The sequence below is a fragment of the Cellulosimicrobium sp. ES-005 genome (assembly GCF_040448685.1).
In the GTDB taxonomy this organism is placed as follows: Bacteria; Actinomycetota; Actinomycetes; order Actinomycetales; family Cellulomonadaceae; genus Cellulosimicrobium; species Cellulosimicrobium cellulans_G.
Window position 1 is genome coordinate 2,226,734 of sequence record NZ_CP159290.1, and the last position, 23,105, is coordinate 2,249,838.

At 74.4% G+C, this 23,105-nt stretch carries 22 protein-coding genes; 7 read left to right on the forward strand and 15 right to left on the reverse strand.

The features are described 5' to 3' along the window. Nucleotides 1–199 precede the first annotated feature (199 nt). Nucleotides 200–1,297: a glutamate--cysteine ligase gene (locus tag ABRQ22_RS09810; RefSeq protein ID WP_253049152.1), complete on the forward strand. Its 1,098-nt coding sequence runs from the start codon at nt 200–202 to the stop codon at nt 1,295–1,297. Nucleotides 1,298–1,337: 40 nt separating this feature from the next. Here ABRQ22_RS09810 and ABRQ22_RS09815 read toward each other — a convergent pair whose 3' ends face one another. Together ABRQ22_RS09815 and dxs are read right to left on the reverse strand one after the other, a co-directional pair. Next, nucleotides 1,338–2,000, reverse strand: a complete 663-nt coding sequence (locus ABRQ22_RS09815) for an HAD family hydrolase (RefSeq protein WP_353709382.1) — start codon at nt 1,998–2,000, stop codon at nt 1,338–1,340. Nucleotides 2,001–2,070: 70 nt separating this feature from the next. After that, nucleotides 2,071–3,984 (reverse strand): 1-deoxy-D-xylulose-5-phosphate synthase, encoded by a 1,914-nt coding sequence (gene dxs / locus ABRQ22_RS09820; protein ID WP_353709383.1) that lies wholly within the window; start codon nt 3,982–3,984, stop codon nt 2,071–2,073. A 203-nt stretch (nt 3,985–4,187) separates the two neighbouring features. Between dxs and ABRQ22_RS09825 the strand changes: the two genes are divergently transcribed. Both ABRQ22_RS09825 and ABRQ22_RS09830 read left to right on the forward strand, forming a co-directional pair. Then, the gene (locus tag ABRQ22_RS09825; RefSeq protein ID WP_253049140.1) at nt 4,188–5,639 is read left to right on the forward strand and encodes a GuaB1 family IMP dehydrogenase-related protein; all 1,452 of its coding nucleotides are present in this window, start codon (nt 4,188–4,190) and stop codon (nt 5,637–5,639) included. Beyond that, nucleotides 5,636–6,343, forward strand: coding sequence for a CoA pyrophosphatase (locus tag ABRQ22_RS09830; protein WP_353709384.1), 708 nt, complete (start codon nt 5,636–5,638; stop codon nt 6,341–6,343). Before ABRQ22_RS09825 ends, ABRQ22_RS09830 begins: the two co-directional genes overlap by 4 nt. Before the next feature lie 18 nt (nt 6,344–6,361). Here the strand turns inward: ABRQ22_RS09830 and ABRQ22_RS09835 are convergent, their stop codons facing one another. From ABRQ22_RS09835 to ABRQ22_RS09855, 5 genes are all read right to left on the reverse strand, one after another. Continuing rightward, nucleotides 6,362–6,841, reverse strand: coding sequence for a DUF1801 domain-containing protein (locus tag ABRQ22_RS09835; protein WP_353709385.1), 480 nt, complete (start codon nt 6,839–6,841; stop codon nt 6,362–6,364). Nucleotides 6,842–7,060: 219 nt separating this feature from the next. After that, nucleotides 7,061–9,814 (reverse strand): aconitate hydratase AcnA, encoded by a 2,754-nt coding sequence (gene acnA, locus ABRQ22_RS09840; RefSeq protein ID WP_353709386.1) that lies wholly within the window; start codon nt 9,812–9,814, stop codon nt 7,061–7,063. A gap of 233 nt (nt 9,815–10,047) precedes the next feature. Then, a complete protein-coding gene (locus tag ABRQ22_RS09845; RefSeq protein WP_353709387.1) occupies nt 10,048–10,281 on the reverse strand; it encodes a hypothetical protein in 234 nt (77 codons plus the stop codon). 98 nt (nt 10,282–10,379) lie between these two features. Beyond that, nucleotides 10,380–11,768: a methyltransferase domain-containing protein gene (locus tag ABRQ22_RS09850; protein WP_353709388.1), complete on the reverse strand. Its 1,389-nt coding sequence runs from the start codon at nt 11,766–11,768 to the stop codon at nt 10,380–10,382. Nucleotides 11,769–11,884: 116 nt separating this feature from the next. Beyond that, nucleotides 11,885–13,888 (reverse strand): APC family permease, encoded by a 2,004-nt coding sequence (locus ABRQ22_RS09855; protein ID WP_353709389.1) that lies wholly within the window; start codon nt 13,886–13,888, stop codon nt 11,885–11,887. A gap of 94 nt (nt 13,889–13,982) precedes the next feature. On the opposite strand from ABRQ22_RS09855, the gene ABRQ22_RS09860 reads away from it, so the two are divergent. After that, entirely contained in the window at nt 13,983–14,636 is a 654-nt protein-coding gene (locus ABRQ22_RS09860; RefSeq protein ID WP_087472929.1) for a TrkA family potassium uptake protein, read from the forward strand. Further along, nucleotides 14,636–15,364 carry a TrkA family potassium uptake protein gene (locus tag ABRQ22_RS09865; RefSeq protein WP_353709390.1) on the forward strand — a complete coding sequence of 243 codons (729 nt, stop codon included), beginning with the start codon at nt 14,636–14,638 and terminating at the stop codon, nt 15,362–15,364. Before ABRQ22_RS09860 ends, ABRQ22_RS09865 begins: the two co-directional genes overlap by 1 nt. Nucleotides 15,365–15,391: 27 nt before the next feature. Here the strand turns inward: ABRQ22_RS09865 and ABRQ22_RS09870 are convergent, their stop codons facing one another. The 4 genes from ABRQ22_RS09870 to dut form a co-directional block, all read right to left on the reverse strand. Beyond that, on the reverse strand, nt 15,392–16,324 hold the full coding sequence (locus tag ABRQ22_RS09870) for a DUF3159 domain-containing protein (protein WP_353709391.1): 933 nt from the start codon (nt 16,322–16,324) through the stop codon (nt 15,392–15,394). A gap of 114 nt (nt 16,325–16,438) precedes the next feature. Then, nucleotides 16,439–16,813, reverse strand: a complete 375-nt coding sequence (locus ABRQ22_RS09875; protein ID WP_087471902.1) for an OB-fold nucleic acid binding domain-containing protein — start codon at nt 16,811–16,813, stop codon at nt 16,439–16,441. A 1-nt stretch (nt 16,814) separates the two neighbouring features. After that, nucleotides 16,815–17,564, reverse strand: coding sequence for a DUF3710 domain-containing protein (locus tag ABRQ22_RS09880; RefSeq protein WP_353709392.1), 750 nt, complete (start codon nt 17,562–17,564; stop codon nt 16,815–16,817). Nucleotides 17,565–17,724: 160 nt separating this feature from the next. Further along, on the reverse strand, nt 17,725–18,201 hold the full coding sequence (dut, locus tag ABRQ22_RS09885; RefSeq protein WP_253049112.1) for a dUTP diphosphatase: 477 nt from the start codon (nt 18,199–18,201) through the stop codon (nt 17,725–17,727). 76 nt (nt 18,202–18,277) lie between these two features. On the opposite strand from dut, the gene ABRQ22_RS09890 reads away from it, so the two are divergent. Then, nucleotides 18,278–18,793 (forward strand): DUF3093 domain-containing protein, encoded by a 516-nt coding sequence (locus ABRQ22_RS09890; protein ID WP_253049110.1) that lies wholly within the window; start codon nt 18,278–18,280, stop codon nt 18,791–18,793. Between the two features lie 83 nt (nt 18,794–18,876). On the opposite strand, the gene ABRQ22_RS09895 is transcribed toward ABRQ22_RS09890, so the two are convergent. The 3 genes from ABRQ22_RS09895 to ABRQ22_RS09905 form a co-directional block, all read right to left on the reverse strand. Further along, on the reverse strand, nt 18,877–19,176 hold the full coding sequence (locus tag ABRQ22_RS09895; protein WP_047234722.1) for a DUF4193 domain-containing protein: 300 nt from the start codon (nt 19,174–19,176) through the stop codon (nt 18,877–18,879). A gap of 322 nt (nt 19,177–19,498) precedes the next feature. Beyond that, the gene (locus ABRQ22_RS09900; protein ID WP_253049106.1) at nt 19,499–20,350 is read right to left on the reverse strand and encodes an inositol monophosphatase family protein; all 852 of its coding nucleotides are present in this window, start codon (nt 20,348–20,350) and stop codon (nt 19,499–19,501) included. A 3-nt stretch (nt 20,351–20,353) separates the two neighbouring features. Next, nucleotides 20,354–21,007 carry a TRIC cation channel family protein gene (locus ABRQ22_RS09905; protein ID WP_253049103.1) on the reverse strand — a complete coding sequence of 218 codons (654 nt, stop codon included), beginning with the start codon at nt 21,005–21,007 and terminating at the stop codon, nt 20,354–20,356. Nucleotides 21,008–21,263: 256 nt separating this feature from the next. Between ABRQ22_RS09905 and sepH the strand changes: the two genes are divergently transcribed. Continuing rightward, nucleotides 21,264–22,394: a septation protein SepH gene (sepH, locus tag ABRQ22_RS09910; protein ID WP_253049101.1), complete on the forward strand. Its 1,131-nt coding sequence runs from the start codon at nt 21,264–21,266 to the stop codon at nt 22,392–22,394. A 41-nt stretch (nt 22,395–22,435) separates the two neighbouring features. Here sepH and ABRQ22_RS09915 read toward each other — a convergent pair whose 3' ends face one another. Further along, the gene (locus ABRQ22_RS09915; protein ID WP_253049096.1) at nt 22,436–23,077 is read right to left on the reverse strand and encodes a thymidine kinase; all 642 of its coding nucleotides are present in this window, start codon (nt 23,075–23,077) and stop codon (nt 22,436–22,438) included. Nucleotides 23,078–23,105 lie beyond the last annotated feature (28 nt).

Sequence of the window (23,105 nt, forward strand, 5' to 3'; positions counted from 1 at the left end):
CGGGCGGGACCCCGCAGGAACCGCGGGATCTCGCGGTTCTCTCGCCCCTCGCACCCTGTCGGAACCACCCCTTGTGATGACCTTCACAAGCCCTCGGGACCCGGGCGCGACCGAGGCGGCACGCGCCCGTGACGCACGACACGGACGCACGTCACACGCCCGCCCGACGTGCTCGCGGCTTCCGTGTGAGACTGCCCGGGTGAAGCGCACCGTAGGGGTCGAGGAAGAGTTCCTGCTCGTCGGCGACGACGGCCATCCGGTCGCCCGGGCCGCGGAGGCCCTGGAGGCGTCGGGCACCGACGAGAAGGGCGGCGGGACCGGCTCGCTCGAGTCGGAGTTCATGGAGGAGCAGCTCGAGACCGCGACCCACCCGCGTCGCGAGCTCGACGACCTCGCGACGGAGATCCGCGCGGGACGGCAGCGCGCCCAGGAGGCCGCGGACCGCGTCGGCGCCCGGGTCGCGGCGCTCTCCACCTCGCCCCTGCCCTTCGAGGGCACCACCGTCTCCCGCCTGCGCTATCTCGAGGCCCGCGCCGCGTTCGGCCTCACGGCGCGCGAGCAGCTCACGAGCGGGTGCCACGTGCACGTCGCCGTCGCGGACGACGCCGAGGGGGTCACCGTCCTCGACCGCATCGGGCCGTGGCTCTCCACGCTCCTCGCGCTGAGCACCAACTCCCCGTTCTGGCAGGGCCAGGACAGCGGGTACGCGAGCTTCCGGTCCCAGGTCTGGTCCCGCTGGCCGACGTCGGGCCCGACCCGCGCGTTCGGGACGCCCGAGGCGTACCGCGCGGCGGTCGACGGCCTCGTCGCGACCGGGACGATCCTCGACGAGAACATGGTCTACTTCGACGCGCGGCTCTCGTCGCGCTACCCGACCGTCGAGATCCGCGTCGCCGACGTGTGCCTCGACCCCGACACGGCGACGCTCCTCGCGGCCCTCAGCCGCGGCCTCGTCGAGACCGCGGCGCGCGAGGCCGCGGACGGCGTCGCGCCCCCGGAGCTCCGCCCCGAGATCCTGCGGACCGCGTCGTGGCGCGCCGGGCGCTCGGGCCTCGAGGAGGACCTCGTCTCGCCGCTCACCTGGCGTCCCGCCCCGGCGCACGACGTCGTCGGACAGCTCGTCGCGCACGTGCGGGACGCCCTCGTCGACGCGGGCGATCTCGACGCCGTGACGGAGCTCCTCGGACGCCTCTGGTCCGGCGGGAACGGCGCCCAGCGCCAGCGCGCGTGGCACGCGGCGTCCGGCGGGGACCTGCGTGCGGTCGTCGAGCAGGCGGTCGAGGTCACGCACTCCTGACGCCCCGCCGCGGCGCCGGTGGCCGGGTGCCCGGCGCTCGCTACGGTGCGGTGAGGGCCGCCGCGCGGGCGCGGGCGACGACGTCGTGCACCGTCGCCCCCAGGACGTCCGGCAGCGGCCCGTCCGTCCATGGGCGCCCGTGGGAGACCCAGCCGGTGCGCGTGCCGGCGGCCCGGCCGGCGGCGACGTCGGCGTGCGCCGCGTCCCCGACCATCCAGACCTGTGCGCGGTCCGCGTCGGCCGCACCGACGCGGTCCAGCGCGATCTCGAGGAGCCGCGGGTCGGGCTTGTCGACGCCCTCCTCGCCGGACACGACGACGGCGTCGACGTGCGCCCCGACCCCGCAGCGGGCGAGCTTGCCGCGCTGCTGGGGGGACGTCCCGTTCGTCACCACGACCACCAGGTCGCCGTCGGCGCGCAGGGCGTCGAGGAGGTCGAGCACGCCGTCGTACGCGCGCACGTGGTCGAGGATGCCGGCGCGGAAGCGGTCGACCGCGGCGGGCAGGTCCTCGTCCCAGCCGAGGCGGTCGACGATGACGCGCGCCACGTCGGTCTTGACGGCGAACCCGCCCTGGTCGGCCGCGACGATCGCCGCGAGGTCGGACGCGTCACGACCGGCGTGGGCGACGGCGTCGGCCGCCCAGGCGGCGAACGCGTCGTCGCGGCCGACGAGCGTGTTGTCGAGGTCGAGGAGCCAGATCACGCCTGGACCCTAGCCCGGACGACCCCCGCACCGCTGAGGCGTCCGCGACGAGCGCCCTCGCTCCGACGGCTCAGCCGCGGGTGAGTGCCGCGAGCGCGTCCAGCACGTCGCGCGCGACGTCGGCCGGCGTGAGCCGGTACGCCGAGGCCACCTGGTCCCGCGTCGCGTGGTCGAGGAACTGCGCGGGCAGGCCGAGCGCGTGCACGGGCGTGCGGACGCCGCCCTCGAGCGAGCGCTGCGCGAGGAGCGCGCCCACGCCGCCGTCGGCGACGCCGTCCTCGACGCTCACGACGAGGTCGTGCTCGCCGGCGAGCTTGACGAGCGCGCTCGGCATCGGCAGGACCCACGTGGGGGACGCGACGGTGACGTCGACGCCGTGGGCCGTGAGCGTCTGCGCCGCGTCGAGCGCGACACGCGCCATGGACCCGGGGCCGACGAGCAGGACCCGGGCGCGGGGGGCCGCACCCTGCGGAGCGATCTTCGGCGCGTCCTCCGGCACGGCGAGCAGGTCCACGCCGTCCACCGTGTCGACGGCGGGCAGCGCGTCCCCGAGCGCACCCTTCGGGTAGCGCACGACCGTCGGGGCGTCGTCCACGTCCACGGCCTCGCGCAGCGCCGTCCGCAGCGTCTCCTCGTCGCGCGGCGCGGCGAGCCGCAGGCCGGGCACGATGCGCAGCATCGCCATGTCCCACATGCCGTTGTGGCTCGCGCCGTCGTCGCCCGTGATCCCGGCGCGGTCGAGCACGAACGTCACGCCGGCCTTGTGCAGCGCCACGTCCATGAGGACCTGGTCGAACGCGCGGTTGAGGAACGTCGCGTAGACGGCGACGACGGGGTGCAGGCCCGCGAACGCCATGCCCGCGGCGGACGTGGCGGCGTGCTGCTCGGCGATCCCGACGTCGAACGTGCGCTCGGGGAATGCCTGAGCGAACGGCTTGAGGCCCACCGGCTCGAGCATCGCCGCCGTGATCGCGACGACGTCGGAGCGGCGGCGGCCGATCTGGACGATCTCGTCCGCGAAGACGCTCGTCCAGCCGAAGCGCGACGGCGCGACCGGGAGCCCGGTCTCGGGGTGGATCTTCCCGACGGCGTGGAAGCGGTCGGCGACGTCCTGCTCGGCGGGCGTGTAGCCGCGGCCCTTCTCGGTGATCGCGTGCACGATCACGGGCGCCCCGTACGCCTTGGCCCGGCGCAGCGCGTGCTCCATCGCCTCGACGTCGTGCCCGTCGACGGGGCCGACGTACTTGATGCCGAGGTCCTCGAACATGCCCTGCGGGGCGACGACGTCCTTGAGGCCCTTCTTCAGGCCGTGCAGCCACTCGTACGCGAACCGACCCGGGGCGCCGGACCGGTTGAGGGTGCGCTTGCCCCACTGCAGGAAGCTCTCGTAGCCGTGCGTGGTGCGCAGCGTCGACAGGTGGTGCGCGAGCCCGCCGATGGTCGGCGAGTAGGAGCGGCCGTTGTCGTTCACCACGACGACGAGGCGCCGGTCCTGGCTCTCGGCGATGTTGTTCAGCGCCTCCCAGGCCATGCCGCCCGTGAGGGCGCCGTCGCCGATGACCGCGACGACGTGCCGGTCGGTAAGACCGCGCACGACGTTCGCCTTCGCGATGCCGTCGCCCCACGAGAGGGCGGTCGACGCATGCGAGTTCTCGACGACGTCGTGGTCGGACTCGGCGCGCGACGGGTAGCCGGACAGGCCGCCCTGCTTGCGCAGCGCGGAGAAGTCCTGGCGCCCGGTGAGGAGCTTGTGCACGTAGGACTGGTGGCCCGTGTCGAACACGAACGTGTCGGTCGGCGACGAGAACACGCGGTGCATCGCGATCGTGAGCTCGACGACCCCGAGGTTCGGACCGAGGTGCCCGCCGGTGCGCGAGACCGAGTCGACGAGGAACGCACGGATCTCGCCGGCGAGCTCCCGCGTCTGCTCGAGGGTCAGCCGTTGCACGTCCTCGGGCGAGGTGATCGTGCCAAGCAGGCTCATGCAGATGCTCCGTTCCGTTCCCGTGCGACCAGCCCGACAACTCTAGGCCGTCCGGGCAGGTGACCTGCGCAGCGGTGCGCGGGGCGACGGGACCTTCACGCCATTGACGCACACTCCGGCGCCCGACGCACGGACCACCCGTTGGTGGAATCTCACTTCCGCACTGCGGACAACGACGGGCTCCGACCTCGTAGGATGGGGGCATGCGCTTCCTGCCCGGCCAGTCCCCCGCGACCGACCTCACGTACGGCGACGTCTTCCTCGTCCCGTCGCGTTCCGAGGTCGCCTCGCGCTTCGACGTCGACCTCTCCTCCGCCGACGGGACGGGGACCACGATCCCCGTCGTCGTCGCGAACATGACCGCCGTCGCGGGCCGCCGCATGGCGGAGACGGTCTCGCGCCGCGGAGGCGTCGCGATCATCCCGCAGGACGTGCCGACCGACGTCGTCGCCGACGTGGTCGCCGACGTGAAGTCCAAGGACCCCGTCATCGAGACGCCCGTGGTCGTGGGCCCGCACGACACCGTGCACACGGCGCTCACCCTCATCGGCAAGCGCTCGCACGGCGCGGCGGTCGTCGTGGACGACGGCCGGCCCGTGGGCGTGGTGACGGAGGCCGACTGCGCCGACGTCGACCGCTTCACCCAGGTCCACCAGGTCATGACCACCGACCCCCTCGTCCTCGACGCGTCCGTCCTCGACGGCGGTCGCGCCGGGCTCGAGGCGGCCTACGAGCAGCTCCACAGCGCGCGCCTCAAGGTCGCGCCCGTGACGCGCGACGGGGCGCTCGTCGGCGTCCTCACGCGCAAGGGCGCGCTGCGCTCGTCCGTCTACGCACCCGCGCTCGACGCAGCGGGCCGCCTGCGGGTCGGAGCCGCCGTCGGGATCAACGGCGACGTCGCCGCCAAGGCCAAGGAGCTCCTGGCGGCCGGCGTCGACGTGCTCGTCGTCGACACGGCGCACGGCCACCAGGCCAAGATGCTCCAGGCGCTCGACGCCGTGCGCTCCGTCGGCCCGGACGTCCCCGTGGTCGCGGGCAACGTCGTGACCGCGGACGGCGTGCGCGACCTCGTCGCCGCGGGTGCCGACATCGTCAAGGTGGGCGTCGGCCCGGGCGCGATGTGCACGACGCGCATGATGACCGCCGTGGGGCGCCCGCAGTTCTCCGCCGTCCTGGAGTGCGCCGCCGCGGCGCGCGAGCTCGGCAAGCACGTCTGGGCCGACGGCGGCGTGCGCCACCCGCGCGACGTCGCCCTCGCGCTCGCCGCGGGTGCCTCGCAGGTGATGATCGGCTCGTGGTTCGCGGGGACGTACGAGTCCCCCGGCGACCTGCACGACGACGGGACGGGTCGGCTCTACAAGGAGAGCTTCGGCATGGCGTCGGCGCGGGCGGTCGCGGCGCGCACCGCGGGCGGGTCGCCGTTCGAGCGTGCGCGCAAGGCGCTCTACGAGGAGGGCATCAGCTCGGGGCGCATGTTCCTCGACCCGCAGCGCCCGGGCGTCGAGGACCTCCTCGACCAGATCACGTCGGGGCTGCGCAGCTCCGCGACCTACGCGGGCGCGTCGAGCCTCGCGGAGTTCGCCGACCGCGCCGTCGTCGGGATCCAGTCCGCCGCGGGCTACGAGGAGGGCCGCCCGCTCCCGGTGAGCTGGTGACCGCCGACCCGGCGGGCTCGCGCCCGGCCGCGCGCGAGCAGCTCGCCGCGCTCGCGCGCGACGGGGGCGCCTGGCCCGAGCCGTGGCGGCACGCCGTCGGCGCCCTGCGCGCCGACGCCCGTGGGGCCGCCGTCCTCCTGCTGTTCGGCGCGCTCGACCGCGTCCCCGCGGAGCACGCCGCGGCCTCGGTGCCCCGCGACCTCGACGTGCTCCTGCTCGCGCGCGCCGCGACGCTCGGCCACCACCCCGGCCAGGTCGCCTTCCCCGGAGGCCGCCTCGAGCCCGAGGACGCGGGCCCGGTCGGCGCCGCGCTGCGCGAGGCCGAGGAGGAGACGGGGCTCGAGCCCGACGGCGTCGACGTGCTCGGGACGCTCGGCGAGCTGCCCGTGCCGGTGAGCAACCACCTCGTCACCCCGGTCCTGGCGTGGTGGTCGCGGCCCACGCCCGTCCGCGCGGTGGACGCCGCCGAGTCCGCGCACGTGTTCCGCGTCCCCGTCGCCGACCTGCTCGACCCCGAGCGGCGGCGCACGGTGACGGTGCGGCGCGACCGCCGGGTGCACAAGAGCCCCGGCTTCCTCGTCGAGGCCGACGGGCGCGAGCACCTCGTCTGGGGGTTCACGGGCGGGATCCTCGACGCGCTGTTCGACCGGCTCGGCTGGACGGAGCCCTGGGACCGGACCCGCACGCTCGACGCCCCGCTCTGACCCGGCGGCACCCTCGCGTCATGAGGAGGGCCCCTGCGCCGTCGGATCCTGCGCCGTCGGACCGGAGAGCCGCCTGCCGAACGCGGGGTCGCCCGTGAGCGTCGCGGAGGAGCGGCGCACGACCTCCTCGAGCACGCCGAGGTCGACGGCGTCGAGGTCCTTGACGTAGACGCAGCCCTTGCCGACGGTGTGCGGGCCGAGCCGCTCCAGGAGCGCGGCGTGGGCGTCGACGCCGTCCATGAGGTACACGGTCGTCGCGGCCTTGCGCGGCGAGAAGCCCGCCGCCGCCATATCGCCCTCGCGCCCGCTCGCGTAGCGGTAGTGGTAGGTGCCGAACCCGACGATCGACGAGCCCCACATCCGCGCGCGCTCCCCCGTGACCCGTCCCATCAGCTCGACGAGCCGGTACGCGTCGCGACGCCGGACGGGGTGCTCCACCGCCGCGAGGAACGCCTCGACGTCCGCGCCGCTCGGCCGGGTCATGTTCTCGGTACCCATGCCCCAGTCTCTCGCCGCAAGGCGGCGACGCGCGAGATCGGCACTCCCGTGACGGTTCGGCGATCGTGGCCGCCGATGTCGGCCGGACGTGCCGACCTCGACCGAGCATGCCGATCTCAGGGCGAGATCGGCGCGCCGTCCGGAGACGACGGCGGGGCGCCCACCTCGAGAGGTGAGCGCCCCGCCGGGGTGCGCGTGCGCCGTCGGGCCGGACCGGGGTCAGGCGACGAGCGACCGGAGCACGTACTGCAGGATGCCGCCGTTGCGGTAGTAGTCCGCCTCGCCGGGGGTGTCGATGCGCACGACCGCGTCGAACTCGACCGTCGTGCCGTCGGCCTTGGTCGCGGTGACCTTCACGGTCGAGGGCGTGGAGCCGTCGTTCAGCGCCGTGATGCCGGCGATGTCGAACGTCTCCGTGCCGTCGAGGCCGAGCGACCCGGCGTTCTCGCCCGCCGGGAACTGCAGCGGCAGGACGCCCATGCCGATGAGGTTCGAGCGGTGGATGCGCTCGAAGCTCTCGGTGATGACGGCCTTGACACCCAGGAGCGCCGTGCCCTTGGCCGCCCAGTCGCGCGACGAGCCGGAGCCGTACTCCTTGCCGCCCAGGATGACGAGCGGGGTGCCCTGCGCGGCGTAGTCCTGCGCGGCGTCGTAGATCGTGTCCTGCGCGCCCTTGACGAAGTTGAAGGTGTAGCCGCCCTCGACGTCGTCGAGGAGCTGGTTGCGCAGGCGGATGTTCGCGAACGTGCCGCGGATCATGACCTCGTGGTTCCCGCGGCGCGAGCCGTAGGAGTTGAAGTCGCGACGCGCGACGCCGTGCTCGGCGAGGTACTTCCCGGCCGGCGAGTCCACCTTGATGGCGCCCGCGGGGCTGATGTGGTCGGTCGTGACCGAGTCACCGAGCTTCGCGAGGACTCGCGCGCCGGAGATGTCCGTGACCGGCGACGGCTCCATGCCCATGCCCTCGAAGTACGGGGGCTTGCGCACGTAGGTCGACTCGGCGTCCCACGCGAACGTGTCGCCCTCGGGCGTCTCGAGCGCGCGCCACCGGTCGTCGCCGGTGAAGACGTCCGCGTAGTCCTTGGTGAACATGTCGCGGTCGATCGACGCGTCGATCGTCGCCTGGACCTCGTCCGGCGTCGGCCAGATGTCGCGCAGGAAGATGGGGTGGCCCGCCTCGTCCCGGCCCAGCGGGTCGTGGTCGAAGTCGAACTCCATGGTGCCCGCGAGCGCGTACGCGATGACCAGCGGCGGCGACGCGAGGTAGTTCATCTTCACGTCGGGGTTGATGCGGCCCTCGAAGTTGCGGTTGCCGGAGAGGACCGACACCACGGCGAGGTCGTGCTCGTTGACCGCCTCCGAGATCTTCTCGTCGAGCGGGCCCGAGTTGCCGATGCACGTCGCGCACCCGTAGCCGACGAGGTGGAAGCCGAGCTTCTCGAGGTACGGCCACAGGCCGGCCTTCTCGTAGTAGTTCGTCACGACCTGCGAGCCCGGGGCCATGGACGTCTTGACCCACGGCTTGGCCTCGAGGCCCTTCTCGACCGCCTTCTTCGCGAGGAGCGCGGCGGCGAGCATGACCGACGGGTTCGAGGTGTTGGTGCAGCTCGTGATCGACGCGATCGCGACGGCGCCGTGGAACAGGTCGAACGTCTTGCCGTCCGTGTCCGTGACGCTCACGGTCTTGCGGCCGTTGGGCGTGATGGCGGGCGAGTCGGACGCCGGGAACGACTCCTTCTCCGCCTCGTCGACGAGGTCGCGGACCTCGGGCGCGTAGGTGGGCAGGTCGCGCTCGAACGCCGACTTCGCGTTCGAGAGCTCGATGCGGTCCTGCGGGCGCTTGGGGCCGGCGATCGACGGGACGACCGTCGCGAGGTCGAGCTCGAGGTACTCCGAGAAGACGGGCTCGACGTAGCCGTCCGACTCGGGGTCGAGCCACAGGCCCTGCTCCTTGGCGTACGCCTCGACGAGCGCGAGCTGCTCGTCGCTGCGGCCCGTGAGGCGCAGGTAGTCGATCGTCACGCCGTCGATCGGGAAGATCGCGGCGGTCGAGCCGAACTCCGGGCTCATGTTGCCGATCGTCGCGCGGTTCGCGAGCGGCACCTGGGCGACGCCCGCGCCGTAGAACTCGACGAACTTCCCGACCACGCCGTGCTGGCGCAGCATCTGCGTGATGGTGAGCACGACGTCGGTCGCGGTCACGCCCGCCGGGATGGAGCCGTTGAGCTTGAAGCCGACGACGCGCGGGATGAGCATCGAGACGGGCTGGCCGAGCATGGCCGCCTCGGCCTCGATGCCGCCGACGCCCCAGCCGAGCACGCCGAGGCCGTTGACCATCGTCGTGTGCGAGTCGGTGCCGACGCACGTGTCCGGGTAGGCGCGCAGCACGCCGCCCACCTCACGGGTCATGACCGTGCGCGCGAGGTACTCGATGTTCACCTGGTGCACGATGCCGGTGCCCGGGGGGACGACCTTGAAGTCGTCGAACGCCGTCTGGCCCCAGCGCAGGAACTGGTAGCGCTCGTGGTTGCGCTGGTACTCGAACTCGACGTTGCGCTCGAACGCGTCCGAGCGGCCCGCGACGTCGATCTGCACCGAGTGGTCGATGACCATCTCGGCCGGTGCCAGCGGGTTGATGCGCGACGGGTCGCCGCCGAGCTCCGCGACGGCCTCGCGCATGGTGGCGAGGTCGACGACGCACGGCACGCCGGTGAAGTCCTGCATGATCACGCGCGCGGGCGTGAACTGGATCTCGGTGTCGGGCTGCGCGTCCGGGTCCCACGACGCGAGCGCTCGCACGTGGTCGGCCGTGATGTTGGCGCCGTCCTCCGTGCGCAGGAGGTTCTCGGCAAGGATCTTCAGGCTGTACGGGAGGCGCTCGACACCCTCGACGGCGGACAGGCGGAAGATCTCGTACGAGTTCTCACCGACCTCCAGCGTTCCCTTCGACCCGAACGTGTCGACGCTGCTCACTCGTAGCTCCTTCGTGGCGAGACGGTGGCACGGATGCCATGGTTCAGGGGGCTTCGCCCAGCCTACGCCGGGCCGGCGCGCCGCTCAGGCCGGGCCCGGAGGACCGCCCTGGCGGTGGTCGGCGGCTCGTCCACGACCCGCTGCGACCTGCACCGCGACCAGCATACCCCATATATCTTGACGTCAAGATATATGCCCGGTGCGCCCCCTCCCCACGCCCTCACGGCTCGCGCTCAGAGGTCGCAGTCGCACAGCAGGTTGAGCTCGACGACCTGCTCTCCCTCGTCGGGGCGCGCCCACGCCTCCGCCTCGGCGCGCGACGCGAAGCTCCGGCCGGCGAGCCGCCCGTTCGGCATCAGGACGCCGACGCCGACGACGTCGCGCACGTCGTCGGGCACGGGGACCGCCTGATCCGGCGCGCGACCCGCCACCGGCGTCGCCCCGCTCGTCGTGCTGGTGCTCGTCACGTCACTCACCGTCCCGCTCGTCCGACCGTCTCCTCCATCGTCCTCCCGGCACGCGCCTCGGCGCACCCGTTCGCGGAGGCCCGAGCGCGCCGGTGGCGTCAGCGCGTCAGGACCGCGACGGCCTCGAGGTGGTGCGTCATCGGGAAGAGGTCGAACGCGCGCAGGGACGCGAGCCCGTAGCCGTGGTCGGCGAGGTAGGCGACGTCGCGCGCGAGCGCGGCCGGGTCGCACGCGACGTACACGACCCGGGACGGCTGCCGGGAGGCGATCGCCTCGACCACGGAGCGGCCGGCGCCGACGCGCGGCGGGTCGAGCACGACGACGTCCGCGCCGGTCTCGTCGGCCGCGAGCACCTGCTCGACGGGGCCGTGGTGCAGCTCCACCCGGTCGAGCCCGTGCGCGTTGCGGCGCGCGTCGCGCACGGCCCGCTCGTCGCCCTCGACCGCGACCACCGAGCCGGTCGCCCCGACGGCCGCCGCCAGGGGCGCGGTGAACAGCCCGGCACCCGCGTAGAGGTCCAGCACGCGCGCGCCCTCGACGTCCCCCGCACCGTCGAGCACCGCGCGCGCCAGCGTGGCCGGTGCCTCGCGGTGCACCTGCCAGAACCCGCCCGCCGCGACCCGGTACTCGTGCTGCCGGTCGCCGAGCACGACACGCTCGGTCACGCTGCGGCGCGCGTTCGGGCGCTGGTCGGGCGAGCCCGACCGCCACGGCTCGCCGTCCACGAGGAGGACCGGCGCCGAGCCGGCCGGGGCGACGAGCTCGATCCGCGTGCCCGGGCGCCAGGTGCGGGTGAAGACCTTCTCGCGCGCCGCGAGCTCCGCGACGTCCTCGGTGGCGAGCGGCATGCCGTCCAGCGCGACGACGTCGTGCGACCGGAAGCGGTGCATGCCCGCGCGGCCCGTGCCGTCGGCCACGAGATCCACGCGCGTCCGGTAGCCGAGGCCGCCGCGCGCGGCGTCGCCGGGCAGACCCTCGACCTCTACCTGAGGGTCAACCTCGTCGAGGTCGACCTTCCCGAGCCGACGGAGCTGCTCCGCCAGCACGTCCCGCTTCCAGCGGCGCTGCGCGTCGAGCGCGACGTGCACCAGCTCGCCGCCCCCGACGCCTCCGGGGCCGGCCTCCGGCCACACCGACGGGACGCGGTCGGGCGACGCCTCGAGGATCTCGACGGCGTCGGCGCGCCAGAACTTCGCGGCGTCCCCGCCCTCCGTGACGCGGGCGCGCACGCGCTCCCCGGGCAGGGTGTGACGGACGAAGACGACGCGACCCTCGTACCGCGCGACGCAGTGTCCGCCGTGCGCGACAGGGCCGACCTCGAGCTCGACCTCGACCTCAGGTCGAGGGTCGACCCGTGCCGACTGTCGCGTCGCCCGCCCCGCCGCGCGACGGGTCGTGCGTCGGCCACCCCGCGCGGAACGGCGGTCGGCGAAGGGGTCGGACGGTCGGTCGGAGGGCACGGCAGGACCACGCGAGGAGGACGGCATGCCCCCAGTATCCCGGACCCGGCCCGACGCACCCGCCGGGACGCCGCTCCGCGCACGCCGAGGGCCCGCTCCCCCCTCGGGAACGGGCCCGGGTCACGACCGTGGCCGCGCGGGGATCAGTACCCGGTGAAGCGCTGGCGGAACCCCTCGCCCTCGAGCCCGGTCTGCCCCTCGGTCGAGGCGAGCTGCCACGGCACGGACGCCACGACGACGCCCGGCGTGAAGAGCAGGCGGCCCTTGAGGCGCAGCGCGCTCTGGTTGTGCAGGAGCTGCTCCCACCAGTGGCCCACGACGTACTCGGGGATGTAGACGACCACGAGGTCGCGCGGCGACTCTCTGCGGACCGAGCGCACGTACGACAGCACCGGGCGCGTGATCTCGCGGAACGGCGAGTCCAGGACGCGCAGCGGGACCGGGAGGTCGAGCGCCTCCCACTGCCGCATGAGGTCCTCGACGTCCTCCGAGTCCACCCCGACGGTGACGGCCTCCAGCACGGACGGGCGCGACGCCCGTGCGTACGCGAGCGCCCGCATCGTGGGGCGGTGGATCTTGGACACGAGGACGATCGCGTGCACGCGGCTGGGCAGGGCGCGGGCCGCGGCGGCCTCGTCGCCGAGCGCGAGCTCGTCGCGCACCCTGTCGTAGTGCTTGCGGATCGACTTCATGAGCACGAACACGAGCGCCATCGCGAGGATCGCGATCCAGGCGCCGTGGGTGAACTTCGTGATGAGGACGATGACGAGGACCGTCCCGGTCATCGCCAGACCCACCGTGTTGACCACGCGCGAGCGCCGCATGCGTGCCCGCTCGCGGGGCTGGTGCTCGGTGCGCAGCGCGCGCGTCCAGTGCCGCACCATGCCGAGCTGGGACAGGGTGAACGACACGAACACGCCGACGATGTAGAGCTGGATGAGGCGCGTGACCTGCGCGTCGAACGCCCAGATGAGCACGATCGCCGCGACGGCCAGCGTGATGATGCCGTTGGAGAACGCGAGCCGGTCGCCGCGCGTGTGGAGCTGGCGCGGCAGGTAGCCGTCCTTCGCGAGGATCGAGCCGAGGACGGGGAAGCCGTTGAACGCCGTGTTCGCCGCGAGCACGAGGATGAGCCCCGTCACCGCGGACACGACGTAGAAGAGCACGGGCGCCCCGCTGAACACGGTCTCGGCGAGCTGCCCGATCACCGGGTGCTGCACGTAGTCCACGGGCAGCGGCTCCCCGTTCAGCGAGAGCTGCGTGTGCGGGTCCTCGGCGTAGTGCACGCCGGTCGCGCGCGCGAGGAAGAGGATCGACATCATCATCACGGCGGAGATGCCACCCAGCAGGGCCAGCGTCGTGGCGGCGTTGCGCGACTTGGGCTTGCGAAACGCCGGGACGCCGTTGCTGATGGCCTCGACGCCGGTCAGGGCGGCGCAGCCGGAGGCGAACGCCCGGGCCACGAGGAACGCGCCCGCGATGCCGATCAGACCCTGGTCGAACCCGCTCTCCGCCGTGAGCTCGAACTCCGCGCTCTCCGCCGGGCCGAGGTTGCCGGTGACGTACTGGAAGAACCCGACGACCGCCGTCGTGCCGATGGCCAGCATGAAGAGGTAGACCGGGATCGCGAAGAACGTCCCGGACTCCTTGACCCCGCGCAGGTTGACGAGCGTGAGGACGACGACGAGCCCGATCGCGAAGGCCGCCTCGTGGTCGCGCAGCGCCGGGATGGCGCTGGCCGCGTACTGCGCCCCCGACGAGATCGAGACGGCGACGGTGAGGACGTAGTCGACCATGAGCGCCGACGCGACGCCGACTCCCGCCGTCGGGCCGAGGTTGACCGTGGCGACCTCGTAGTCGCCGCCGCCCGAGGGGTAGGCGCGCACGTTCTGGCGGTACGACGCCACGACGGTCAGCAGCACGACCACGACCGCGAGGCCCACCCACGGCGAGATCATCGTCGCGCTGAGGCCCGCGAGGGCGAGCGTCAGGAGGATCTCGTCCGGGGCGTACGCGACCGACGACAGGGCGTCGGACGCGAACACGGGCAGGGCCACACGCTTGGGCAGCAGCGTGTGCCCCAGGTGCTCGCTGCGGACCGGCCGCCCGAGCAGCAGCCGCTTCGCGGCATCAGCGATCTCCGACACGAGGCCACATGCTATGCCCGACGGCGCCCGGTCGCGCTGGTGCGCGCCCGACCGCGCCGCGAGCGGTAGCGTTCGGTGCGTGCACTTCGTCATCATGGGCTGCGGGCGCGTGGGCGCGACGCTCGCCCAGTCTCTCGAGTCGAGCGGTCACTCCGTCGCCGTCGTCGACCAGAACCCCGACGCGTTCCGGCGCCTCCCGGCCGAGTTCACCGGCAAGAAGGTGACCGGGGTCGGGTTCGACCGCGACACGCTCGTGCAGGCCGGGATCGAGGAGGCCTACGCGTTCGCCGCGGTCTCCGACGGCGACAACTCGAACATCCTCTCCGCGCGCGTCGTGCGGGAGACGTTCGGCGTCGAGAAGGTCGTGGCCCGCATCTACGACCCCCAGCGCGCGGAGATCTACCAGCGCCTCGGCATCCCCACGGTCGCGACCGTGCGCTGGACCGCGGACCAGGTGCTGCGCCGCATGCTCCCGTTCGGCGCGACCGACGAGTACCGCGACCCGTCCGGGCGCGTGCGGCTCGCGCAGGTCGACTTCCACCCCGACTGGGTCGGGCGCACCGTCCGCGCCATCGAGGACGCCACCGGCGCTCGCGTGGCGTTCGTCAGCCGCTTCGGCGACGGGGTCCTCGTCACCGACCGCACCGTCCTGCAGGAGAACGACGTGCTGCACGTGCTCATGGACGACGAGCAGGCCGCCGTCGTCGAACGCAAGCTCACCCACGCCCCGAAGGTCGAGGCCGAGTGATGCGCGTCGTCATCGCCGGGGCGGGCTCGGTCGGCCGCTCGATCGCCCGCGAGCTCCTCAGCCACGACCACGAGGTCATGCTGATCGACAAGCAGCCGGCGGCCATGCGGGTCGCCCAGGTCGCGGAGGCCGACTGGCTGCTCGCCGACGCGTGCGAGCTCTCGACGCTCGCCGAGGCCAAGGTCGAGGAGTGCGACGTCATCGTGGCGGCCACGGGCGACGACAAGGTGAACCTCGTCGTGTCGCTCCTCGCCAAGACCGAGTTCGGGGTGCCCCGCACGGTCGCCCGCGTGAACAACCCGAAGAACGAGTGGATGTTCGACGAGTCGTGGGGCGTTGACGTCGCCGTCTCGACGCCCCGCATCATGACCGCGATGGTCGAGGAGGCCGTCGCCGTCGGCGACCTCGTCCGCATCTTCACGTTCCACCAGTCCGGCGCGGACATCCTCGAGGTCACGCTGCCGCCGACCTCGCCGCTCGTCGGTCACCGGGTCGGCGAGGTGAGCTGGCCCGCGGACACGGTGCTCGCGGCGATCGTCCGCGGCACGCGGCCGATCGCGCCCAGCCAGGACGACACGCTCGAGGCCGGGGACGAGCTGCTGCTCGTCACGGGCGACGAGGCGGACGAGGGTGCCCTCGGCCGGCTCCTCGCCGGCCGGACCGAGGTGGAGCCGACCGCTCCGGACGCGCCCGTCGAGGCGCCCGAGGCCGACGACACCCTTCTCTGACGGGGCGCGCGGCCGCGGTCGTCGGCCCTACGCCGACGGGGCCGCCGCGCCGTGCGGCCGGCGCACAAGGATCCACGTGAGCCACAGGACGAGGGCCCACAGCGGGATGCCCATGACGAGGCGCGCGGTGCCGAGCCAGCCGACGTCGCCGTCGAGGTAGAGCGGGACCTGGACCGCGAGCCGGGCGGCGAACAGGCCGATCCAGAGCCACGTCGCGGCGGTGTACCGGCGCATCAGGGCCCGGTCGGACCGCCAGGCGCGGGCCCAGCGGGCGAACGCGCCGGGCTCGCCGCCGTTCGCGTCAGCAGGTGCTGCGGCCGACGTCGCGGCCCCCACGGGCTGCTCGGCCGAGGCGTCCGGGGCGGCGGCCGCGTCGGGCGTCCCCTCCGCCGTCGTCCCGGCCGACCCGGACGCGCCGCCCGCGCCGAAGCCGCTGCGGAAGCCCTCGACCACGAGCCCGACGAGCGGCCAGCGGGCCAGGACGGAGACGAGGAGCGCGACGAGGTAGGCGGCGTTCGTCCACAGGCCCCACGCGAAGTAGTCCTGCGCCTCGCCCGAGCGCCACGCCCAGACCACGCCGATGCCGACGCCCAGGAGACCGCCGAACGCCTGCGTGACGGGAGTGCGCTGGACCAGTCGCGCCGCGACGGCGATCAGCGCCGCCGCGACCGAGGTCACGAGCGCCCACCGCAGGTTCGTCGTGGCGACGTAGACGACGACGAAGACGAGGCCCGGGGCGACCGACTCGACGAGCCCGCGCACGCCCCCGATGGCGTCGGCCACGGAGAAGTCCTGCCCGGCGAGCGCGCGGACGCCCCGGGCGCGACCGTCCTCGGGCGCGGCGACGTCGTCGACGACCGTCTCCGCGACCTCGGCGTCGTGAGCGATCCCCTCCGGAGCCTGCCCGGGGCCGGGACGGCCGTCCGCGGGACCGCCGCTCGCGTCGCTGCTGCTCGTCATCTGGTGGCGTCCTCGGTGGCTCGGGATCGGTCGGTCACGGTCCGGGCATGCGGCCCGATCGGCCACCGCACGTCCGCAGGATCGTACGGCACCGCCGCGCGGGCGGGCGCGAGGTCACTCCCCCGGCTTGGCGAGGAGCTCGTAGCGCGGGTTGAAGATGGTGCGGCGACCGTCGACGTCGCACACCAGGCCCTCGACGAGGGCGCGACGGCCGGGCTCGATCCCCGCGATGCGACGACGGCCCAGCCACACGAGGTCCACGACGCCGGAGCCGTCGAACAGCTCCACCTCGACCGTCGGGACGCCCTCGCGCGGACGCAGCACGACCGACCGGAGGACGCCCGAGATCTTGGCCCGGCGGCGGTTGGGGAGCTCGGACACGGCGCGGCAGCCCTTCTGCCGTGCGGCCTCGGAGCGCTCCTCGTCGGCGGCGAGCTCCTCCTGGGAGGCGAGAGCGGTGCGCCAGGCGTCCCGCAGGGTGGGGGCCATGTCAGCGGATCTCCGTGATCTCCGGCCCACGCGTCAGCGGGTCGAACGAGGGCGTCTCCGGCGCGCCGGCGGGTGCCGGTGCCGCCGCGGCCGGCCCCTTGCCCGGCAGGTGCAGGGCGAGGAGGTCGCGCGGCGGGCGCGGGCTCTGGTCGCGCACGACGACGATGTTGGCGAACACGGACTCGAGCAGCCGGGCCTCGGCAGGGTCGACCGCCGCCTTGCCCGTGAGGACGCCGCGGAGAAACCAGCGGGGGCCGTCGAAGCCCACGAACCGCGCGGGGCGCACGCCCGGGCGCCCGTCCGGCGTCTGCGCGGGGATGCGGGCGAGCAGCTCGCGGCCGAACGGGCCGGGGAGGTCGTCGACCGTGCCGCCCTGCTTGGTCACCGACGCGGCGATCTCGCCGCGGATCTCGTCCCAGATGCCCTCCGTGCGCGGCGCCGCGAAGGCCTGCACCTGCAGCCCGGAGCCCGCCACGGCGCACGCGACGCCGGTGATGCGCTGGGTCTTCTTGTCGACCTCCATGCGCAGCTCCATGCCGGGCACGCCGGGCAGCCACACGGCGCCCAGGTCGAGGCGGGGCCCGCGCTCGGGCACCTGGGAGGAGTCGTACGGGCCGCGGGCCGGCTTCGCGTCGGTCGGGTCGGCGACGGGAGCGCCGTCGTCGACCTGCTCGGACGTCGCGCCCGACGGCGCCGACGGCTCGGGCGACTCGGTCGGCTCGGACGACCTGGAGCGACGGAACAGACCCACGGAGGAACTCCTTCACCTGCCCGGCCCTCGGCCGGGACTCCTCGCGGGGCGCTCGCCCCGCGCTGCTTCCACACTAGCCCGCGCAGCGACGGTCGTGGTGCGACGTTCGCTGTGCGACGACGGGCGTGCGGCTCCCGCGCCGGCGCCCGTCCGCGACCTGTCAGGTCGCCGCGCCCCACCCGCCGCTCGACCCGAAGCCGCCCTCGCCGCGGTGCGAACCGGGCAGCCGCTCGGCCTGCACGAACCGCGCGCGCTCGACCTTCTGCACCACGAGCTGCGCGACGCGGTCGCCGCGGCGCAGGGCGACGGCCTCCCGCGCGTCGGTGTTGAGCAGCGTCACCTTGATCTCGCCGCGGTAGCCGGCGTCGACGGTGCCCGGCGCGTTGACGACCGTCAGGCCGTGCTTCGCGGCGAGACCGGAGCGCGGGTGCACGAACGCCGCGTAGCCGTCGGGCAGCGCGATCGAGACGCCCGTCGGGACGACGACGCGCTCCCCCGGTGCCAGCTCGACGTCGACGGTCGTCACGAGGTCGGCGCCGGCGTCGCCCGGGTGGGCGTAGGACGGCACCGGGACGTCGTCGAGGAGCGTGATGAGGACGTCGACGTCCCCGGTCTCGGGCTGGTGGTGGTTCGGCACCCGGCAGAGCCTAATGGTCCGGGGCGGGCCGGGCGAGCACGTCGGGCGAGGCCCCGACTGCTGGGATGATGGACCCATGACGGACCCCGCCGACCGCAGCACGCCCTCCTCGACCCCGGGAACCGCCGGGGCACCCCGCGCCGAGGGCCTGACGTCGTACCGCGAGCGGCTCGTCCCGGGCGTCGGCGGCTGGGCCGCGGCCCTCGGGTTCGCCCTGGTGCTCGGGATCGCGCTGTGGCCCGCGAGCCACGCGATCGCGCTCGGCGTCGGCGCGCTCGCCGCGGTGGCGGGCGTCGTCGCGCTCTGGTGGACCTCCCCGGTCGTCGCGGTGGCGGACGGCGAGCTCCGCGCCGGGCGTGCGCACGTCCCGGCGTCGCTGCTCGGTCAGGTCACGACCCTGGACGCGGAGGCGATGCGCGTCCAGCTCGGGCCCCGGCTCGACGCCCGCGCCTACGTGTGCCTGCGCGCGTGGGCCCGCACCGGCGTGCACGTGGTGCTCGACGACCCGCAGGACCCGACGCCGTACTGGCTCGTCTCCACACGCCACCCGCAGCGCCTCGCGGACGCGGTCCGGGCCGCACGCGCGTCCTGACGGGTGCGGCGCGAGGCGCCGCCAGGAACGGCGAAGGCCGCCGCCCCGGGGGAGGGGGCGGCGGCCTTCGGGCGTCGTGCAGGTCAGGCGGCGCACTCCGAGCAGATCTGCTGCCCGTTCTTCTCGTACGCGAGCTGGCTGCGGTGGTGCACGAGGAAGCAGCTCGAGCACGTGAACTCGTCGGCCTGACGAGGCAGGACCCGGACGGAGAGCTCCTCGCCGGACAGGTCGGCACCGGGCAGCTCGAAACCTTCCGCCGCCTCGGTCTCGTCCTCGTCAACGACGCCCGAGCTCTTGTCGGAGCGACGAGCCTGGAGCTCCTGGAGCGAGTCCTCGCTGAGCTCCTCTTCACTCTTGCGGGGGGCGTCGTAGTCTGTTGCCATCTGTGGGGTCACTCTCCGGAGTATTCGTCGATCGCGACAGTGCTCGCCCGGGACCACCGGCGATGGCCGGTCGTGCCGGGCGGCACAGGTGCGGGGCGCGGGGGCACCCCGTGACGTGTCGTGCCCCGAGGTCGTCGAGGCGTTGCACGCTGGTCAATGCACGGCGCACCGGAATTGTTCCCGGCGGGCCACCGGATTCTGCACCATTTCCGGGAGGGATGCACCCTGTGGCACCCCGCCCGCCCGGTGTCGTTCGTCACGGGCGAACACGGGGTCGTCCGGGCCGGCCGGGCGGGAACGCTTCCAGTCCGCCCGGTCGCGCTCAGGAGTCCGAGTCGGCGTCCACGTCCTCGAGGATCCGGACGAGCCGGGCGACCGCCTCGGGCGGCCCCGCGACGGTCATCTCGCGGTCCGCGGCACGGCCTCGCAGACCCGTCACGCGCGCGCCCGCCTCGTGCGCGACGAGGGCGCCCGCAGCCATGTCCCACGGGTTGAGGCCGCGCTCGTAGTAGAGGTCGAGCTCGCCCGAGGCGACGAGGCACAGGTCGATCGCCGCGGAGCCGAGGCGACGGATGTCCCGCACCCGGGGCAGCACGTCGACCAGCACGCGCGCCTGCGCGCGGCGCCGCCCCGCGTCGTACCCGAAGCCCGTGCCGACCAGGCACTGCCCCAGGTCGGTCTCGGCGTTCACGCGGACCGGGCGCCCGTCCACCGTCGCCCCGGCCCCGAGGCCCGCGGTCCAGGTGCGGCCGTCGACGACGGAGTGCACCGCACCGGCGAGGACGGTCCACTCGAGCGGGTCCGGCGGGCCCACCACGGCGGCGACGGACACCGCGTACGACGCGATCCCGTAGAGGTAGTTGACCGTGCCGTCGACGGGGTCGATGACCCAGGTGATGCCGGACGTGCCCGCCGACGCGCCCTCCTCCTCGCCGAGGATCGCGTCGTCCGGGCGGGCCGCCGCGATGCCGCGTCGCAGGAGCGCCTCGGAGTCGGCGTCCATGCGCGTCACGACGTCCGTGGCCGTCGACTTCGTGGCGGCCACCTCGACGCGGTCGGGGCGGCCGGAGCGGACGAGGTCCCCGGCCTCGCGCGCGAGGCGCTCGGCGAGGTCGCGCAGGTCGGCCACGGTCACGTCGTCGGGCTGTCGGGGGTCGTCGATGAAGAGGCGCACGGGTCACATCCTGCCCGACCCGCGGCGTGCGGTGCGACCCTCCCAGGGGCCCGGGGCGGACCAGCCCAGACGGAGGGAGACGAGGCGGAAGCCGAACACGAGCGCGAGGACCGCCGCCTGGGAGAGCAGGCCGAGCGCGCCGGCCTCCGCGAGCGCGGCGGTCAGCGCGGCGCCCGCGAGCGCCGGGATCGCGTAGAGCTGCTTGTCCTGGAACAGGAGCGGCGCCTCGTTGGTCAGCAGGTCGCGCAGGATCCCGCCGCCGACGCCGGTGATGACGCCCGCGAAGACCGCCGCGAGCGGGCCCACCCCGTACTCGAGGCCCTTCATCGTGCCGGAGAGCACGAAGAGCGCGAGCGCGCCCGCGTCGAGCACGATGATGCTCCGCCGCAGCCGTTCCAGACGTGGGTGCCAGAAGAACGTCACGACGCCCGCGAGCACCGCGACGGCGACGAGCCGCCAGTCCGAGATCCCGACCGGGGGGATCGCGCCGATCAGGACGTCGCGCAGCAGACCGCCGCCGAGGCCGGCGACCCAGGCGAGGACCAGGACGCCCACGAGGTCGAACCGCTTGCGCACGGCGGCGAGCCCGCCCGAGAGCGCCGCGAAGAAGACGCCGCCGAGCTCGAGGGCGTCGCCGGGCACGAGGTCGAGGATCACACCCGGCATCATCCCAGCCGCCCGCACCCGGGGCGCGGACGAGCGCGCGCCGAGTCCGCGGCACACCGCGCGTGCTGCGCGGCTCGCGGGTGGGACGATGGCACCCTCGAGGGAGCGGTGACGCGGTCGTCGCGGTCCGCCGGCCCGGGAGACGGGGTCGCGGCACGGCACCGGCGACCGGGGCGGCATCGGGCGACCGGGCGGCTCCGGGAGCGGCACCGCGAGCGCCACCGGGCGCGGCGACACGGGAGGGTCCATGGACGAGCTGGAGCTGGTGAGACTGCACGAGGACGGGGAGCACCTCGTCCTGCGCGCGCGGGGCGGCGCGGAGTTCACGCTGCCGATCACCGAGGCGCTGCGCGCGGCCGTGCGCCGCGACCGCCCGCACCTGGAGCACCTGCGCGCGGAGGGCGAGCGCAACCTCGCCCCGCGCGAGATCCAGGCCCGGTTGCGCGCCGGGGAGTCCGTGGAGGCGGTCGCCGAGGCCGCGGGCCTCGGGGTGGAGCACGTGCGCCGCTTCGCGGGCCCGGTCGTCGCCGAGCAGGAGTACGTCGTCGACCGGGTCCGCGCGTCCCGCCAGGGGCACGAGGAGGACTCGCCGACGGTCGGGGAGCTCGTCGCGCAGCGACTCGCCGCGCGCGACGTCGAGCCCGACGCCGTGGAGTGGAGCGCCGCTCGCCAGCCCGGGGCGTCGTGGGTCGTGACCGCGGCGTTCGAGGTCGGGACGGGCAGCCGGACGGCCCGCTGGGAGTACGACGCGGCGACGCGCGCGCTCCAGGCGCTCGACGACGAGGCCCGCTGGCTCTCGGGCACCGACGCCCCGCGCGACCCGACGCCCGGCGCCGTCGCGGTGTTCGACGTCGACGCGACGGGGCGCGGCCGGGGGCTCCGTGCCGCTCCCCCGACCCCGCCCGACGACGGGACGGCCGAGCTCCTCGACGACCTGAGCCAGCGCCGGGGCGTGCGCCCCCGCAAGGCCCCGGCCGGCCCCGTCGAGGTCGAGGGTCAGGAGCCGTTCGAGGGGTTCGGGCCGCAGGTGGGGGCCCGGCACGACGAGGACGCGTCGCAGGACGCTCCGGACGACACGGCCGCACCCGCGGGGGCGACCGTGGTCCACCTCCCGACCGTCCGTCCGCTCGACGCGGTGCGCCTCCCGGACCCGGTGCCCGACGACGCCCCGGACGACCCCTCCTCGGGCCCGCAGGACGGCGCGGGCGGCCCTCCTCCGCGCGAGGAGCGCTCGGGCGGCACGGTCTCGGTGGACGCGGACGAGCCGCAGCGCGCGGCGCGGCCCCAGACCGCGCGCGAGCCCCGCAAGGGCAAGAACCGCTCGCGCGCGACGGTCCCGAGCTGGGACGAGATCGTGTTCGGGGCGCGCCCCGAGTAGGCGCAGCGCGCCGGCCGAGGGCACCGTCGCCGGGCGCCTGCTCAGTGCGGCAGGTCGAACGGCAGCCCGTCGGCCGCGGCCTGGCGGCGCGCGACGGCCGTGGTCATGCGGCGCATGTGGTGCCGACGGCACAGCACCTCGTAGCCGATCTCCCCCGAGCCCGCCCCGACGTCCCCGACGACGACCTGGTCGCCCTCGATGACCATGCTCCCGTCGACCGTGCGGGCGTTGTGCGTCGCGCGTCGGCCGCACCAGCACAGCGACTCGACCTGCAGCACCTCGACCCGGTCGGCGAGCTCGATGAGCCGGGCCGAGCCGGGGAAGAGCCGCGTACGGAAGTCGGCCGTGATGCCGAACGCGAAGACGTCGATCTCCGTCTCGTCGACGAGCCGCGCGAGCTGCTCCACCTGCGCCGGAGAGTAGAACTGCGCCTCGTCGCAGACCAGGTAGTCCACCGGGTCCAGCTCGGCCGTGACGAGCGACCAGAAGTCCGTGTCGTCGCGCACCTCGCGCGCGACGACCTCGAGCCCGAGCCGCGACGAGAGCCGGTCGGAGCCGGCCCGGTCGTTGCGGGAGAAGATGAGCCCCCGGCGGCCGCGCGCGGCGTGGTTGTGGTCGAGCTGCAGGGCGAGGGTGGACTTGCCGCAGTCCATGGTCCCGGAGAAGAAGACGAGCTCGGCCATCGGGCGTTCCTTCGCGAGGTCGGTGCGG

Excerpts from the sequence above, each read along its gene's own strand:
- dxs (WP_353709383.1), bottom strand. The coding sequence starts at position 3,984 with ATGAGCCTGCTTGGCACGATCACCTCGCCCGAGGACGTGCAACGGCTG.
- ABRQ22_RS09825 (WP_253049140.1), top strand. The coding sequence starts at position 4,188 with ATGCGCTTCCTGCCCGGCCAGTCCCCCGCGACCGACCTCACGTACGGC.
- ABRQ22_RS09835 (WP_353709385.1), bottom strand. The coding sequence starts at position 6,841 with ATGGGTACCGAGAACATGACCCGGCCGAGCGGCGCGGACGTCGAGGCG.
- ABRQ22_RS09850 (WP_353709388.1), bottom strand. The coding sequence starts at position 11,768 with ATGCCGTCCTCCTCGCGTGGTCCTGCCGTGCCCTCCGACCGACCGTCC.
- ABRQ22_RS09860 (WP_087472929.1), top strand. The coding sequence starts at position 13,983 with ATGGGCTGCGGGCGCGTGGGCGCGACGCTCGCCCAGTCTCTCGAGTCG.
- ABRQ22_RS09865 (WP_353709390.1), top strand. The coding sequence starts at position 14,636 with ATGCGCGTCGTCATCGCCGGGGCGGGCTCGGTCGGCCGCTCGATCGCC.
- ABRQ22_RS09870 (WP_353709391.1), bottom strand. The coding sequence starts at position 16,324 with ATGACGAGCAGCAGCGACGCGAGCGGCGGTCCCGCGGACGGCCGTCCC.
- ABRQ22_RS09875 (WP_087471902.1), bottom strand. The coding sequence starts at position 16,813 with ATGGCCCCCACCCTGCGGGACGCCTGGCGCACCGCTCTCGCCTCCCAG.
- ABRQ22_RS09890 (WP_253049110.1), top strand. The coding sequence starts at position 18,278 with ATGACGGACCCCGCCGACCGCAGCACGCCCTCCTCGACCCCGGGAACC.
- ABRQ22_RS09895 (WP_047234722.1), bottom strand. The coding sequence starts at position 19,176 with ATGGCAACAGACTACGACGCCCCCCGCAAGAGTGAAGAGGAGCTCAGC.
- sepH (WP_253049101.1), top strand. The coding sequence starts at position 21,264 with ATGGACGAGCTGGAGCTGGTGAGACTGCACGAGGACGGGGAGCACCTC.
- ABRQ22_RS09915 (WP_253049096.1), bottom strand. The coding sequence starts at position 23,077 with ATGGCCGAGCTCGTCTTCTTCTCCGGGACCATGGACTGCGGCAAGTCC.